14 protein-coding genes are annotated in these 14249 nt (G+C 65.2%); 4 read left to right on the top strand and 10 right to left on the bottom strand.

Annotated elements, in window-relative coordinates; all coding sequences use genetic code 11:
• Positions 1–113: 113 nt before the first annotated feature.
• The 10 genes from H0485_RS08220 to yajC form a co-directional block, all read right to left on the bottom strand.
• Entirely contained in the window at positions 114–335 is a 222-nt protein-coding gene (locus H0485_RS08220; RefSeq protein ID WP_226934888.1) for a hypothetical protein, read from the bottom strand.
• 244 nt (positions 336–579) lie between these two features.
• The gene (locus tag H0485_RS08215) at positions 580–1110 is read right to left on the bottom strand and encodes a DsbE family thiol:disulfide interchange protein (RefSeq protein ID WP_226934887.1); all 531 of its coding nucleotides are present in this window, start codon (positions 1108–1110) and stop codon (positions 580–582) included.
• 3 nt (positions 1111–1113) lie between these two features.
• Complete coding sequence (ccmD, locus tag H0485_RS08210; protein ID WP_226934886.1) at positions 1114–1272, bottom strand: heme exporter protein CcmD; 159 nt, start codon at positions 1270–1272, stop codon at positions 1114–1116.
• Between the two features lie 2 nt (positions 1273–1274).
• Positions 1275–2009, bottom strand: a complete 735-nt coding sequence (locus H0485_RS08205; RefSeq protein ID WP_226934885.1) for a heme ABC transporter permease — start codon at positions 2007–2009, stop codon at positions 1275–1277.
• Positions 2010–2069: 60 nt separating this feature from the next.
• The gene (gene ccmB / locus H0485_RS08200) at positions 2070–2726 is read right to left on the bottom strand and encodes a heme exporter protein CcmB (protein ID WP_226934884.1); all 657 of its coding nucleotides are present in this window, start codon (positions 2724–2726) and stop codon (positions 2070–2072) included.
• Positions 2723–3376: a heme ABC exporter ATP-binding protein CcmA gene (ccmA, locus tag H0485_RS08195; protein WP_226934883.1), complete on the bottom strand. Its 654-nt coding sequence runs from the start codon at positions 3374–3376 to the stop codon at positions 2723–2725. Before ccmA ends, ccmB begins: the two co-directional genes overlap by 4 nt.
• A 10-nt stretch (positions 3377–3386) precedes the next feature.
• A complete protein-coding gene (locus H0485_RS08190; RefSeq protein ID WP_226934882.1) occupies positions 3387–3743 on the bottom strand; it encodes an Mth938-like domain-containing protein in 357 nt (118 codons plus the stop codon).
• Between the two features lie 11 nt (positions 3744–3754).
• Positions 3755–4726, bottom strand: coding sequence for a protein translocase subunit SecF (gene secF / locus H0485_RS08185; protein ID WP_226934881.1), 972 nt, complete (start codon positions 4724–4726; stop codon positions 3755–3757).
• 13 nt (positions 4727–4739) lie between these two features.
• Positions 4740–6407, bottom strand: a complete 1668-nt coding sequence (gene secD / locus H0485_RS08180; RefSeq protein ID WP_226934880.1) for a protein translocase subunit SecD — start codon at positions 6405–6407, stop codon at positions 4740–4742.
• Between the two features lie 66 nt (positions 6408–6473).
• Positions 6474–6803, bottom strand: coding sequence for a preprotein translocase subunit YajC (gene yajC / locus H0485_RS08175; protein WP_226934879.1), 330 nt, complete (start codon positions 6801–6803; stop codon positions 6474–6476).
• A gap of 221 nt (positions 6804–7024) precedes the next feature.
• Between yajC and serS the strand changes: the two genes are divergently transcribed.
• The 4 genes from serS to H0485_RS08155 all read left to right on the top strand — a co-directional run bounded on the left by serS (position 7025) and on the right by H0485_RS08155 (position 14243).
• A complete protein-coding gene (serS, locus tag H0485_RS08170; protein ID WP_226934878.1) occupies positions 7025–8317 on the top strand; it encodes a serine--tRNA ligase in 1293 nt (430 codons plus the stop codon).
• A 245-nt stretch (positions 8318–8562) separates the two neighbouring features.
• On the top strand, positions 8563–11937 hold the full coding sequence (locus tag H0485_RS08165; RefSeq protein WP_226934877.1) for a caspase family protein: 3375 nt from the start codon (positions 8563–8565) through the stop codon (positions 11935–11937).
• Positions 11938–12076: 139 nt separating this feature from the next.
• Entirely contained in the window at positions 12077–12826 is a 750-nt protein-coding gene (locus tag H0485_RS08160; RefSeq protein ID WP_226934876.1) for a hypothetical protein, read from the top strand.
• 91 nt (positions 12827–12917) lie between these two features.
• Positions 12918–14243 (top strand): PQQ-like beta-propeller repeat protein, encoded by a 1326-nt coding sequence (locus tag H0485_RS08155; RefSeq protein WP_226934875.1) that lies wholly within the window; start codon positions 12918–12920, stop codon positions 14241–14243.
• Positions 14244–14249 lie beyond the last annotated feature (6 nt).

Here is a 14249-nt window from a genome sequence, read left to right as displayed (position 1 = left end):
TCCGCAGCACAATCAGCTAAAAAGGCCCCGGAGCAATCCGGGGCCTTTCTTTATGTGGCGCTGTACTCTCGCCTGATGCGCTGTCACAGACGTGAACTGCGGGCTGGCGCAGATCAGGTCTGGCCCTCACCTTCGCCCGGCCCCTGCCCTTCGCGGTTGCCCGGAGTGTTATCGCGGTTGCCGCTCTTTTCGCGCTCGATATAACGCGCGGGCTCGGCCCCATCGGGGATCCCTGCGGGCTTCATAATGGTGCAGCCGCTGAGCGCGGTCGCTGCGACCAGCACGCCGCTCAGGGCCAGAGCGCGGCGAGAGTGATTTTTTGCAAAAGTGATCATTTATTCTACCAGTTCATATCCGTATGCAATCACAGACAACCCGGTGCAACCAGGCCGCCCGATGCAGCCTGTCTTATCAGAAAATATGGTAAAACAACGGCCTGATCGGGGCCTGGGCTGATTTTTCAGATCAGTCTTCATATGGCCCGTCTGCTCAGAACCGCTCAGTGTTCAGACGAAAGAACAGCGCAGCAAAGCAGCCACAGGCCAGAGGCGCGCGCCCCCCGGGCCGCCTCTGGCCTGTTTATTTCAGCGCCGCCTCCAGCGCCGGAAGGAAACGGTTCTCATAATCCGCCCCGAGCAGCGGGCCGGTGAATTTGAACAGAACCTTGCCATCGCCATCGATGATAAAGGTTTCGGGCGGGGCCGAGACGCCCCATTCCACCCGGTTGCGGCCCTGCGGATCGGTCGCCACCCCGAGGAAGGGATTGCCGTCGCGCTGCAGATAGCCAAGCGCATCGGCTTCTTTGTCGAGGATATTCACCCCCGCCACCCGGATACCCTTTGCCGTCATATCCAGCAGCACCGGATGCTCAGCCCGGCAGGGCGGGCACCATGAGGCCCAGAAATTCACCACCGTCACCTCGCCCGAGCGCAGATCGGCATCGGTCAGCGGCGCGATACCCGGCAAAGCGGTCAGCGGCAGCGGCGGGGCCTCGCGCCCGACCAGGGTCGAGGGCAGCTCGCCCGGATTATCGCGCATCATGCCAAAGGCAAAGACCGCCACCAGACCGGCAAACAGCACCGGCGGGAGAAGAAGAAGTTTACTGGCCATTGGTTATTTCCCCACGCGCGCGCGCGCCTCAGCTTCGGCAAGTTGCGTCTTAACCCGGCCGCGCTGCCACCAGGTGACGGCAATCAGCGCCCCGAGCAACAGGGCGGCAACCAGGTATGAGCCCTGGACGGCAAAGGCGTATTTTCCCAGATCCGGCAGCATGATCAGCCCTCCATCCTTTCGCGTGCCAGCAGCACATTCAGCCGCCGCGCCCGGATGGCGGTGCGGGTGCGGATCAGCACCAGGGTGATGAACAACAGGATAAAGCCGATGATACAGGCCACCAGCGGCAGGTAATAGGCGGCATCGATCGGGTCTTTCTCGCCGACCTTCAGAATGGTGCTGTCCTGATGCAGGCCCTGGTTCCAGAATTTCACCGCATAGCGCGACAGGACCGCAAAGACCGAGCCGACCATGCAAAGCACCGCCGTCAGATCCGCCGCGGTATCGGGATCCTCAATCGCTGACCAGAGCGCGATATAGCCGAGATAGAACAGGCACAGGATCAGAAATGAGGTCAGGCGCGGATCCCATTCCCACCAGGTGTTCCACATCGGCTGGCCCCAGAGCGCGCCGGTGATCAGTGCGATCAGGGTGAAGACCAGCCCGACCGGTGCCGCAGCCCGGGCGGCAAGCGCCGAGACATGGTGGCGGCGGATGAACCAGATCAGCGAGGCCAGCAGCATCATGATCCAGGCATTGATCGCCATCATCGCAGCCGGCACATGGACGAACAGGATTTTGACCGTCGATCCCTGTTTGTAATCATCGGGGGTAAAGAAATACCCCCAGATCAGCCCTGTTCCCAGGATCAGCACGGTCAGCGCCAGCGACCAGGGCAGCACCCGGTCGGTCAGCTGCATGAATCGCTTTGGGTTGGCATAATCCCAGATCGACATCGCCTCGCCTCTTTCTCTACGCGCTCTCCCTATAGCGCCCCGGGGCGCAGGGCGCACGGATTAACGCAGGTTTATCCGCAGCGCAGCGGCTGCGGCGAATGGCAGCAGCGCCAGAGAGCCAAGGGTGATCGCCGCCAGCAAAGCCAGAGGTGTGCTCAGCGCATCCCCCGCCGCGCCGCGCCGCACCACTTCGGCGCCAAAAATCAGCGTCGGCACATAGAGCGGCAGCACCAGCAGCGACAACAGCAGCCCGCCACGCTTGACGCCCACGGTCAGCGCGGCGCCAAAGGCCCCGATCACCGACAGAGCCGGGGTGCCGGTAAGCAGCGACAGCATCAGCCAGGGCATGGCCCCGGGCGGCAGGTTCAGTAGCACCGCCAGCACCGGCGAGACCAGCGTCAGCGCGAGGCCGGTGACCAGCCAGTGCGCACAGGCCTTGATCGCCACCGCCCCTTCAAGCGGCAGCGGCGAGGTGGCGAGCAGATCGAGACTGCCATCCTCGTGATCCAGCGCGAACATCCGGTCGAGGCTGAGCAGGCAGGCCAGCAGCGCCCCGACCCAGAGAATGCCCGGCGCGATCAGGCGCAAAGTACCGGCCTCGGGCCCGACCCCCAGCGGCACCAGCACCGCCACCAGCAGGAAAAAGCCAAGACCAAGGCCAAAGCCGCCCCCGGCGCGGAAAGACAGGCGCAGATCGCGCAGCAAAAGCGCCATCATGACAAAGGCTCGGCAAAAGGATCAAAGGCAGCCGCACCGGCCTGGCCTCTGGCCTCCGGCCCGCGCGCGGCGCGCCAGGGCGTCAGATCAAGGCTCTCCGCCTCGGGCAGGCCAAGCTCGATATGGGTGGCAATCAGCGCCGAGCCACCAGAGGCGAAATGGCCGCGCAGCACATCGGCAAACAGGGCCACGGCAGCAGCATCGAGCGAGACCGTCGGCTCGTCAAACAGCCAGACCGGGCGGCCGGTGACCAGCATCCGCGCAAGGCCGAGGCGGCGTTTCTGTCCGGCCGAAAGATGCGCGGCGCGGCGGCTGGCCAGGGCGCTCAGCTGCAATGCCGCAAGCGCCGTTTCTACCCTTTCGGCGCCAAAGCCATAGATCGCCGCCCAGAACTGCAGGTTTTCCCGCGCGCTCAGCGCCGCTTTCAGCCCATCGGCATGGCTGGCATAGGCAAGGGTTTCGGGCGGGGCGGAAATCTCGCCCGCGACCGCAGGCTGCAGCCCGGCAATGGTGCGCAAAAGCGTGGTCTTGCCGATACCATTGGCACCGCGCAGCACCAGGGCCCGGCCGGGGGCGAGGCTGAAATTCAGCCCCTCCAGCACCACCAGCCCGCCCCGGGCAACGGAAAGATCAGAGACCTCAAGCTGCATCGACTGTCCCTCAGCCGACTGGCAGCACCGCAGCGGCGATGCGACGGCCTTCCGAAAGCAGCACATTATAGGTGCGGCAGGCGGCAGGCGATGACATCGGCTCGACACCGATCCCGGCCGCTTCCAGCGCCTCGCGCAGAACACGCGGCGGATGGGCCACATCCTTGCCCATGCCGAGCAGGATCACATCGACCTCCCCCTGCAAAGCCAGCAGGCTGGCGCTGTCCTCAAGCCCGCCCCATGCGCCGGCCGTCCAGGGCGTGATCAGCGCCGGGCCGCGCAGGATATGGGTGCCGACCCGGAAGAAATCCGGGCCGTAACCGGCGACGGGCTGTGCCTCAGCATAGGTGATCTCGGTCAGACCCATCTCAGCAGACCTCAGGCATCAATATCAGCGAATTCGCTGGGGGCGGCTTTTTTGGTTTTGTCCGAACGGTCAAGCCCAAGATAGAGCACGATATTCTTGGCCATATAGAGGGTCGACCAGGTGCCGAGGATCACGCCAAGCAGCATCGCAAAGACAAAGCCGCGGATCACATCGCCGCCAAAGATCAGCAGCACCAGCAGCGCGAGGAAGGTGGTGGTGGCCGTCATCACCGTGCGCGACAGGGTCTCATTGGTGGTGAGGTTCATCATCTCGCGCAGAGGCATGGTTTTGTATTTGGCCAGATTCTCGCGCAGACGGTCGAAGATCACCACGGTGTCATTGACCGAATAGCCCAGAATGGTCAGCAAGGCCGCGACAATGGCGAGGTCAAACTTCAGCTGGAACAGCGAGAAAATGCCCACCGTCACGATCACGTCATGCAGCAGCGCCGCGACGCAGCCCACCGCCATCTGCCATTCGAACCGCATCCAGACATAGACCAGGATCCCGGCAGCCCCGGCGAAGATTGCGATGATGGCATTGCGGATCAGCTCATTCGAGACTTTGGGCCCGACGGATTCGACCGAAGGGAAGGTCATCGCCGGATCAATGGCGCGCAGCGCCTCCTCGATCTCAAGGATCATCTCGGGCGTCACCGCCTCTTCGCCCTCACGCGCGCCGACCCGCACCTGAGCGACATGCTGATCCTCGCGGAAGGCAGGGTCATTCACCTCGGTAATGGTGACATCGCCCAGATCCAGCGCGCCAAGCGCATCGCGCATTGCCCCGACTTCGACCTGGCTGGTCGATTCGGTGCGGATCGTGGTGCCGCCCTTGAAATCGACACCGAGGTTCAGCCCCATCACCGAAACGCAGAGGATCGAGGCAAAAATCATCGTCATCGACAGGCCAAAGGTCAGGCTCTGCCAGCGGAAGAAGTCGAAATTGGTCTTTTCGGGGACCAGTTTGAGACGAAATGCCATGGCTCCGGCTCCCTTACAGCTCGATTTTCTTCGGACGGCGGATGTTCATATACACCTCCATCACAAAGCGCGTGACATAAACGGCGGTGAACATAGAGGTCAGGATGCCGAGGGTGAAGGTGACGGCAAAGCCGCGCACCGGCCCCGAGCCCAGCCAGTACATCAGGAAGCCGGTCAGCAGCCCGGTAATATTGGCATCCATGATCGCCGAGAAGGCACGGTCAAAGCCCAGCTCACAGGCACGCCCCGGCGACATGCCGTCACGCAGCTCTTCGCGCACCCGCTCAAAGATCAGCACATTGGCATCCACCGCCATCCCCATGGTCAGGACGATCCCGGCGATGCCCGGCAGGGTCAGTGTCGCCCCGATCGAGGACAGGATCGCCATCATGATGACCACGTTCAGCACCAGAGCCACATTGGCGAACCAGCCGAAAGCGCCATAAGAGGCCACCATATAGAGCATGACCACGATCATGCCGATGATCGCGGCGGTCTTGCCCGCCTCAATCGAATCGGCGCCCAGTTCCGGGCCGATGGTGCGCTCTTCGAGGAAGTCCATCTTCGCCGGCAGCGCCCCTGCCCGCAACAGAACCGCGAGCTCGGTGGTGCCCTCGATGGTGAACTGGCCGGTGATGATGCCCGAGCCGCCCGCGATATGCGACTGGATCTGCGGCGCCGAGATCACCTGGCCGTCCAGCACGATGGCAAAGAGGCGGCCGATATTATTGGCGGTGTAATCGCCGAATTTACGCCCGCCCGCAGAGTTGAAGCGGAAGCTCACCGCCGGGCGCTGACGGTCATCAAAGGCGGGCTGGCTGTCGATCAGTTCATCGCCGGTCACCACCGGGGTCTCATCGAGGATATAGTAATAGCCCTCCTGATCCTTGGCGGGCAGCAGCAGATTGCGCGGCCCGGGATTGGCGCCCGGATCGGTGGTGGTCGAGATCACCGGATGGAAGGTCAGTTTCGCCGTGGTACCGATCAGCGATTTCAGCTCGGAGGCCGAGCCGATGCCGGGCACCTGGATCAGAATCCGGTCCGAGCCCTGGCGCAGGATGGTCGGCTCACGCGTGCCGGCCTGGTCCACCCGGTTGCGGATGATCTCAAGGCTCTGCTGCATGGTGCGGTCATCGGTGGCGGCTTTTTCCGCCTCGCTCAGCCGCACGACAATGTCATTGCCTTCGGCCGTGACCTCAAAATCACTGGTCGAGGCGCCGGTCAGCGTCATCTGCGGCGTGACGAGCTTGCGCACTTCGGCAAGCGCCAGCTGCAGCTGATCGGGATTGGAAATGGTGATGCGCAGAGTGTCTTCCGGCGAGGGGGCACGGCGCACCGCACCGACCTGATCGCGCACGCCGCGCAAAGCGTCGCGGGCCTCGGGCCAGAAGCCATCAATCCGGGCTTTATAGACATCCTCAACCTGGACCTGGGCCAGCAGATGGGCGCCGCCGCGCAGGTCAAGACCCAGCGGCATCAGGGCCGAGGGCAGCCAGCTGGGCCAGAGCGCGACATCGGCCGCCTGTTCCGGCGTGGCCACCCCTCCGGCGCGCGCAATCGCCGCCAGCGCATCATTATGCGGCTCAACTCGGGTGTAAAAAGCATTTGGTACCGCTGCAAGAATGCCCCAGAGGCAGACAAGCAGGATAAGCAGGCGTTTCCAGGTCGCGGTCGGCGTCATAAATGCCTCTGGTCAGAAGGGCTTTAAAAATCCCCCCGTCAGAAAGAACGGGGGGATCCAGAGAGATCAGGCAGTAGCAGCTTCGGTCTTGTTCAGCACGGTGGTGATGGTCGCTTTCACAACTTTGACCTTCACGTTTTCGGCAATCTCAACTTCGATCATGCCATCTTCCTGCACTTTCACCACTTTGCCGACGATGCCGCCCTGGGTGACGACCTGATCGCCGCGGCGCAGACCCTCGACCAGAGCGCGGTGCTCTTTCATCTTCTTCTGCTGCGGGCGGATCATCAGGAAATACATGATGCCGAAGATCAGGATCAGCGGCAGGAAAGAGGCGATAGCCGAACCGGCACCACCGGTGGCTGCGGCCTGGGCATAGGCGGGGGTGACGAACATGCTGGGATCTCCGGCGTTCTGAATGTGTCGGTTGGGGCCGCAGGGGGAAGCCCCGCCGCCCGGATCGAGAGCCATCTAAGCGCTTTTTGCGCGTCGCGCCAGTGCCTGCACCCGCCAGGCCCCTGCGAAAGCGCCGCGCCGCAGCTCCCCTTTCCTGAACCCGGCGCATCTGGCATAAGCGCCGCGACCCCCTGTGTTCCAAGCGAGAGAGCGAGACCGCCATGCATGATATCCGCATGATCCGCGAAAACCCGGCTGCCTTTGATACAGCCCTGGCCCGGCGTGGTCTTGAGCCGATCTCGCCCTCGCTGCTGGCCCTTGACGAGGCGCGCCGGGCGAAAATTCTCGCCTCGGAAACCGCTTTGGCCGAGCAAAACCGCGCCAGCAAGGAAGTCGGCGCGGCAAAAGCCCGCGGCGATGATGCCGAATTTGAGCGGCTGCGCGCGCTGGTGGCCGAGAAAAAGGCCGAGATTGCCCGGCTGAGCCTTGAGGCCGATGCAGAGGATAAGGCGCTGAAAGACGCTTTGTCGCGGGTGCCGAACCTGCCGCTTGCCGAAGTCCCCGAGGGCAAAGACGAAGAGGATAATGTCGAAATCCGCAAATGGGGCGAGCCGAAACTTCTGCCCTTCGCGGCGAAAGAGCATTTCGACATTGCCGGCGTTAAGCCCGGCATGGATTTTGAAACCGCCGCGAAACTGTCGGGGGCGCGTTTCGTGGTGCTCAAAGGCGCGGTGATCCGTCTGCACCGCGCTCTGGCGCAGTTCATGATCGACACCCATGTCGATGAGCATGGCCTGACCGAGGTCTGGACCCCGGTTCTGGTGAAATCCGAGGCGATGTTTGGCACCAATCAGCTGCCGAAATTCTCGGAAGACAGCTATCAGACCACCAATGGCTGGTGGCTGATCCCGACCTCGGAAGTGACGCTGACCAATTCGGCGGCAGGCGAGATCTATGAGGCTGGCGCGCTGCCGCTGCGCATGACCGCCCATACCCAGTGCTTCCGCTCGGAAGCGGGCTCGGCGGGCAAGGATACCACCGGCATGCTGCGCCAGCACCAGTTCGAGAAGGTCGAAATGGTCACGCTCTGCACCCCGGAAACCGCGCTGAGCGAGCATGAGCGTATGACGGCCCAGGCCGAGGCGATCCTGCAAAAGCTGGGCCTGGCCTATCGCACCGTCATGCTCTGCACCGGCGACATGGGCTTTGGCGCGCAGAAAACCCATGACATCGAGGTCTGGCTGCCGGGCCAGGGGCGCTACCGCGAGATCTCCTCGGTCTCGACCTGCGGCCAGTTCCAGGCGCGGCGCATGAATGCGCGCTACCGCCCGGCCGAGGGCGCAAAGCCCGAATTCCTCGCTACGCTGAACGGCTCGGGCCTCGCGGTCGGCCGCTGCCTGATCGCGGTGCTGGAAAACGGCCAGCAGGAAGATGGCTCGGTCGAGATCCCGGCCGTTCTGCACCGCTATCTGGGCGGCAAAACCCGGATCAGCGCCGCCGGCGCGCTGGAGTGAACAGATCTCCGGGCCTTTGGGGCCCGGAAGCCTCCGGAGGGGATATTTCAGGACCGATGAACTCTGCCTTCGGTTTTCATCTGTCTGAAAATATCCCGGGGGAGAGCGGCAAAGCCGCGAGGGGGCAGCGCCCCCTTTCTTTTTGCCTCCTTCCCTGCAGGGACAACGCCTCTGCGCGCCGATTTTCCCTTTGACCTCAACGAGGCCCCCAGCCAGACTGGCGCGAGTTTCCGGAACCTCCCCTGATGTTGCGCCGCCTCACCCTCGCCGCCGTTCTGATCATCGGCCTCACCGGCACCGCTTTCGCCGAGCGGCGGGTGGCGCTGATCCTCGCCACCGGGGATTACACCAGCCTGCGCGGGCTTTCGAACCCGGTCAATGATGCGCGCAGTGTCGAGACATTACTGAAATCGCTCGACTTTGAGGTCTGGACCGAGACCGACCGCGATCTGCGCCGTATGCGCCGCGCGCTTGACGATTTTCGCAAAGATGGCGCGGGAGCAGATCTGGCACTGGTGTTTTATGCCGGGCATGGCGTGGCGATCGGCGGGGTGAATTACCTTTTGCCCAGCGATGCCGAAGCGAAATCCGCCGCCGGGCTGGCCGCAAGCTCGCTGCCGCTTTCCGAAGTCCATGCCGTGCTGCGCGACATCTCGGCCCGCGCCATCGTCCTGCTCGATGCCTGCCGCGATGATCCCTTTGCCGCCCCCGGCAGCGCCGGGGCCGAAGGGCGCGGCGCGGTGGCGCTGGCCGGGGATCCGCCCGAAGCACCGCAGGTGCAGCCCGGCCTTGGCCGGATGGGTGATGCCGAAGGGGTGATCTATGCCTTTGCCGCCGCCCCGGGCAAAACCGCCTCGGATGGCAGCGGCGCGAATTCGCCCTTCACCGCCGCCCTGCTGCGCCATCTCGGCAAGGGGGTTGAGCTGCGCGAGGCTTTGCGGCTGGTGCAGCAGGATGTCTATGACCGCTCGCGCAGCGCCCAGCTGCCCTATATCGAATCCGGCCTGCCGGCACAGATCTGGCTGAGCGGCAGCGCCGATCCCGCCTATCGCGACAGCCTGCCCGAGCGGGATCTTTTGCTGCTGGCCATGGATCAGTTCAGCCCCGCCACCCGGGCCGAGGTCGAACAGGTGGCGCGCGAAAATGACATGCCGCTGGCGCCTTTGTTCAGGGCCGTGCTGGCGGGCAATCTGGAACAGGCCTCGGCCGAAGAGCGCGGGCAGCGCCTGCAGGAGGCCGCGCTCGCCTATAGCGCCTTCCAGGCCGAACTGATGAAATATGCCTCGGAAGATCCGCGCGTCGCCGATCTGCGGGCCCGCGCCGAGGAAGAGCTGGCGCTCGGCTCGCATGATGCCGCCCTCGCCTCGCTGGATGCGGCCGAAAAGATCGATGCGGCCGGGCGCGGCGTGCAGCGCGATGGCTATATCGCCCGCACCCTCTCGCTGGCCTCAACCCATCTGCTCTCGGCCAGTGCGGCGCGCTCGGCTTTGCGCTATCCGCTGGCGATCGATAATCTGACCACCGCCACCGAGCTTTTCACCGAAATCCGCGCCCTGCTGCCCGATCCGGCCTCGAAACAGGCCTATGCCACCGCCATGGCCGAGCTGGGCGATCTGCAGCTGGTGGCCGGAAACAGCTTTGGCGCTTTGTCGATCTATGGCTCGCGCGTCGATTATCTGCAGGGGCTGATGCGCGAAGAGCCGGGCGACAGCGCCTGGGCACGCGGGCTGATCGGGGCCTTGCAGGCCCAGGGCGATGTGATGCGCGAACAGGGCTATCTGCGCGATGCCGGCGCGACCTACAGGCGCGCACTCGAGCTGAGCCGGCCGCTGATCGCAGGCCATCCCGATGATCCCGAGCTGTTGCGTGCCAATGCGGCGCTGGCCAATGCGCTGGGGGTGATCTTCTACGGTCTTGCCGATTACCCCGCCGCGCTGGAACAGCATCAGAACGCCCTCGCCACCACGCTGCTGCGCCTGGATCTTGAGCCTGACAGCCTGCCCGCGCGGCGCGATACCGCCTATAGCGAGGAGCGGATCGGCGATGTGCATCTGGCCGCAGGCGATTTCCCCGCCGCGCGCAATGCCTTTGACCGCTCGCTCGAGATCACCCGCGATCTGGCCAGCCGTTTCCCCGCCGATGGGGATCTGCAGCGTGCGCTCTCGCTCAGCTATGAACGGCTGGGCGATATGAGCTTTGCCGAGGGCGATCGCGATTCCGCGCTGGCGATCTATACCGAAGCGCTGAAAATCCGCGATGATCTGCTGGCGAAAGACCCCGGCAATGTGCTGCGCCAGCGCGACAGCACCCTGACCTGGGACCGGATCGGCGATATTCATCAGGCCCTGGGCGATACCGGCTCGGCGCTGATGGCCTATCAGCACGCACTTGGCCTGCGCGAGGCGCTGGTGGCGCTTGATCCGCAGAATGCGGTCTGGCAGCGCGATCTGTCGATTTCATGGGAGCGTGTGGGCGAGCTGCATTTCAGCGAGGGTGATTTCAGCGGCGCGCTGGCCGCCTATGAAACCTGTCTGCACCTGCGCGAGGCGCTGGTGGCGCTCGATCCCGGCAATCTGCCGCGCCAGCGCGATCTGACCGTGGCGCTTGACCGGATGGCGCAGAGCCATCTGGCCCTCGGCCAGCAAAGCGAGGCCCGGGCGCTGCTCGAGACCTCGCTCGCAACCCTGCGCCAGCTCAATGCCGAGGATGAGGAAGTGCTGCTCTATCGCCGCGATATTGCCGCCACGCTGATCCGCCTTGCGGATCTGGAGCGCCGCGCCGGTCAGAACGGGGCGGCGCTGGCACTCCAGCAAGAGGCGATCAGCCTGCACCGCGCCGTGACCACGGCCTCGCCCGGGGATTTCACCGCCCTGCGCGAGCTGAGCGTGGCCCTGAACCTGCAGATCCCTCTGCTTCTGGATCTGGGCCAGCCCGGCGAGGCAGTGGCGCTTGGCGCCGAATCTGTGGCGCTGATGGACCGGGTGGCCCAGCTGCGCCCGCATGATCTGAAGGTGAGCTTTGACCGCATGTTCAGCGCCGGACGCCATGGCGATGCCCTGCTGGCCAATGGCGATGCAGAGGCGGCCACCCTCGCCTATCGCGCCATGGCGCGCTTTGCCTGGACGCTGTCCTCGGCCGATCCCTGGAGTGTGACGGCGGCACGCGATTATGCCTGGGCGCTGGAAAAGACCGGCGAGGCGCTGACCGGGGCCGGGGATCCTGGGGCGGCGGGCCGCGAATTTCAGGCCTCGGTCGATCTGCGGCGCTGGATCGCCGGGCAAAAACCTGATTCTCTGACCGATCAGCGCGCCCTTGGCTATGCTTTGCGTAACCTTGCCGACAGCTGGTCAGCCCAGGATGAGGCTGAGACCGCGCGCCCGCTGGAAGAGCAGTCGCTGGCGATCATGCGCTGGATTGCCGGAACCGACCCCGCCAATGCCCTCAACCATGTCGATCTCGCCTCAGGCCTTTACCGGGCCTCGGCCTATTATCTCGATGGCGCGATCCTGCTGGAAGAGGCGATCTCGGTTCTCGAACAGCTCGAGGCAGAGGGGCGGATGCCCGAGGGGCCCTATCGCGACTGGCTGACGCTCTACCGTGAACGCCTCGAGGAAGGATAGCCCGCCCGGGGCGGCCCGGGGCGGCCCCGCCCCCCGCCGCATCACCCTTTCGCCAGAGCCCCGCCCGCAGGACTTGGCAAGGGATCAGGAATCCCTGTAAGACGAGCGAAGACAATACCAAGGCAGGAAGGCCGCACCCGTGAGCAATTCCGACAGTTTCATCGATGAAGTCAGCGATGAGCTCCGCCGGGACCGGCTTTATGCCGCTTTCCGCCGCTATGGCTGGATCGGGGGCGTGGTTATCCTCGCCATCGTTGGTGGCACCGCCTTTACCCAATGGCAGAAATCGCGCGACGCGGCCCGGGCTGAGGGCTTTGGCGATGCGCTGATGGAGGCGCTCGATACCGGCTCGGCTGAGGCACGCCGTGAGGCGCTGGCCGCGGTACCCGCCACCGGCACCCAGCTGGTGATCCGCGATCTGATCGCTGCCAGTGATCCGGGCGAAGACAAAGCCGCAACCCTCGCCGCCCTTGATGCGGTGATTGCCGATGCCAGCCTGCCGCCGCGCTGGCGCGATCTGGCGATTTTGCGCCGGGTAGGTGTTGCCGGCACCGATCAGCCGCTGGCCGAGCGCCGTGCCGCGCTTGAGCCGATTGCCGCCGCGGGCCGCCCCTATGCGGCGCTGGCCGCCGAGCAGCTGGCCTATCTCCTGCTGGAAGAAGGCAAGAAAGACGAGGCCCGCGCCGCGCTGAGCGCGCTGACCAGCTCGGAAGCAGCCGGCCAGGCCCTGCGTGCCCGCGCAGCCCAGGTGGTGACCGCCCTCGGCGGGGAAATGCCTGCCAGCCCGGCCCTTGAGGCTGAGACGGTTGCACCCGAAGCCGCAACCCCCGAAGCCGGGGCTGCGACCACTCCGGCTGCCGAAGGCGAAGGCCCGGCTGCCGCAGAATAATTTCCTGCGCCCTGCCATTTTTGCGCGGCAAGGGGCGCGGTTTTCAGAACAACGGGCGGAACGAGACCGGAAGATGAGGCAGGGCTTGAGCATGAAACGGATCAGCTGGCTGACTTCGGCGGTGGCGGGCATGGCTCTGCTGGCAGCCTGCGGCGAACGCGAGGTTATCTTGCAGGGCGAACGCATCGGCGTGCGCGACGTGCTGGAGGGCTCGGCCTCGAATGATGCCACCCCGGTACGCGGCAGCGCCGCGATCAGCCTGCCCGGCCAGGTGAATAATGCCGACTGGGCACAGCGCGGCGGCAATGTCCGCCATGCCGCGCCCCATGCCGCTTTGCGCGCCGCCCCTGCCCTCGCCTGGGCAACCAATATCGGCGAGGGTTCCTCGCGCCGCAACCGGATCTCGGCCGCGCCGGTGGTGGCCGGTGGTCGCGCCTTCACCCTTGATGCCGCCATGGTGGTCTCGGCGGTCTCGACCGGCGGCGCGCTGTTGTGGCAAAGTGATCTGACCCCCTCGACCGATCGCGGTGGCCGGGTTTCGGGCGGCGGTCTGGCCGCCGAAGGCGGGCGGATCTATGCCGCCACCGCTTATGGCGAAGTGATTGCCATGGATGGCGCGACCGGCGCGATCGCCTGGCGCCAGCGCGTCGATGCGCCGGTGCATGGCGCGCCCGCAGTCGCCGATGGCATGGTCTATGTGAATGGCCGCAACGGCTCGGCCTGGGCGATGAATGCCAGCGATGGCAAAGTGGCCTGGCAGGTCACCGGCACCCCGGCTGTCGCCGGCTGGCTTGGCTCGGCCGCCCCGACCGTCGGCGAGCGTTCGGTGATCTTCCCCTCGGTCAGCGGCGATCTGATGGCGGTGCTGAAAATCGGCGGCGGCAATAAGATCTGGCAGAAATCCATGGCCGGGCGCCGCCCCGGCGTGGCCTATGCCGAGGCTCAGGATGTGACCGGCGATGCCGCGCTTGTGGGCGGCACGCTTTATGCGGGCACCGGCGCGGGCCGGACCGTCGCCATGGATGCCGCCTCGGGCGAGCGGATCTGGTCGGCTGAGGAAGGCGCGCTCGGGCCGATGGCCATTGCCGGTGGCTCGCTCTTCCTCGTCTCGGATGAAGCGCGCCTCGCGCGGCTTGATGCGGCGAGTGGCAAGGTGATCTGGGCCGTGGCCCTGCCCTATTTCGACGCCGAAAAGGTGAAAAAGCGCAAAGCCATCACCGCGCATTACGGGCCGGTTCTGGCAGGCGGGCGGCTCTGGGTCGCCTCGTCGGACGGGGTGCTGCGCGGCTTCTCGCCCCAGGATGGCAGCCTGACCGCCAGTGTCGAAATTCCCGGCGGTGCGGCCTCGCAGCCCGCCGTTGCCGGCGGCACGCTTTATGTGGTTTCGAACAGCGGGCAACTTCTGGCTTTCCGCTGACCCCAT

Origin of the sequence: Pseudogemmobacter faecipullorum, from assembly GCF_020539525.1 — a bacterium.
GTDB classification, from domain to species: domain Bacteria; phylum Pseudomonadota; class Alphaproteobacteria; order Rhodobacterales; family Rhodobacteraceae; genus Pseudogemmobacter; species Pseudogemmobacter faecipullorum.
Note: the sequence above shows the minus strand (reverse complement) of the source record. Positions and strands in the feature narration are given on the sequence as shown.

Excerpts from the sequence above, each read along its gene's own strand:
- ccmB (WP_226934884.1), bottom strand. The coding sequence starts at position 2,726 with ATGATGGCGCTTTTGCTGCGCGATCTGCGCCTGTCTTTCCGCGCCGGG.
- ccmD (WP_226934886.1), bottom strand. The coding sequence starts at position 1,272 with ATGCTGCCGGATCTGGGAAAATACGCCTTTGCCGTCCAGGGCTCATAC.
- yajC (WP_226934879.1), bottom strand. The coding sequence starts at position 6,803 with ATGTTCGTCACCCCCGCCTATGCCCAGGCCGCAGCCACCGGTGGTGCC.
- ccmA (WP_226934883.1), bottom strand. The coding sequence starts at position 3,376 with ATGCAGCTTGAGGTCTCTGATCTTTCCGTTGCCCGGGGCGGGCTGGTG.
- H0485_RS08220 (WP_226934888.1), bottom strand. The coding sequence starts at position 335 with ATGATCACTTTTGCAAAAAATCACTCTCGCCGCGCTCTGGCCCTGAGC.
- serS (WP_226934878.1), top strand. The coding sequence starts at position 7,025 with ATGCATGATATCCGCATGATCCGCGAAAACCCGGCTGCCTTTGATACA.
- H0485_RS08190 (WP_226934882.1), bottom strand. The coding sequence starts at position 3,743 with ATGGGTCTGACCGAGATCACCTATGCTGAGGCACAGCCCGTCGCCGGT.
- H0485_RS08205 (WP_226934885.1), bottom strand. The coding sequence starts at position 2,009 with ATGTCGATCTGGGATTATGCCAACCCAAAGCGATTCATGCAGCTGACC.
- secF (WP_226934881.1), bottom strand. The coding sequence starts at position 4,726 with ATGGCATTTCGTCTCAAACTGGTCCCCGAAAAGACCAATTTCGACTTC.
- H0485_RS08215 (WP_226934887.1), bottom strand. The coding sequence starts at position 1,110 with ATGGCCAGTAAACTTCTTCTTCTCCCGCCGGTGCTGTTTGCCGGTCTG.
- secD (WP_226934880.1), bottom strand. The coding sequence starts at position 6,407 with ATGACGCCGACCGCGACCTGGAAACGCCTGCTTATCCTGCTTGTCTGC.
- H0485_RS08155 (WP_226934875.1), top strand. The coding sequence starts at position 12,918 with ATGAAACGGATCAGCTGGCTGACTTCGGCGGTGGCGGGCATGGCTCTG.
- H0485_RS08165 (WP_226934877.1), top strand. The coding sequence starts at position 8,563 with ATGTTGCGCCGCCTCACCCTCGCCGCCGTTCTGATCATCGGCCTCACC.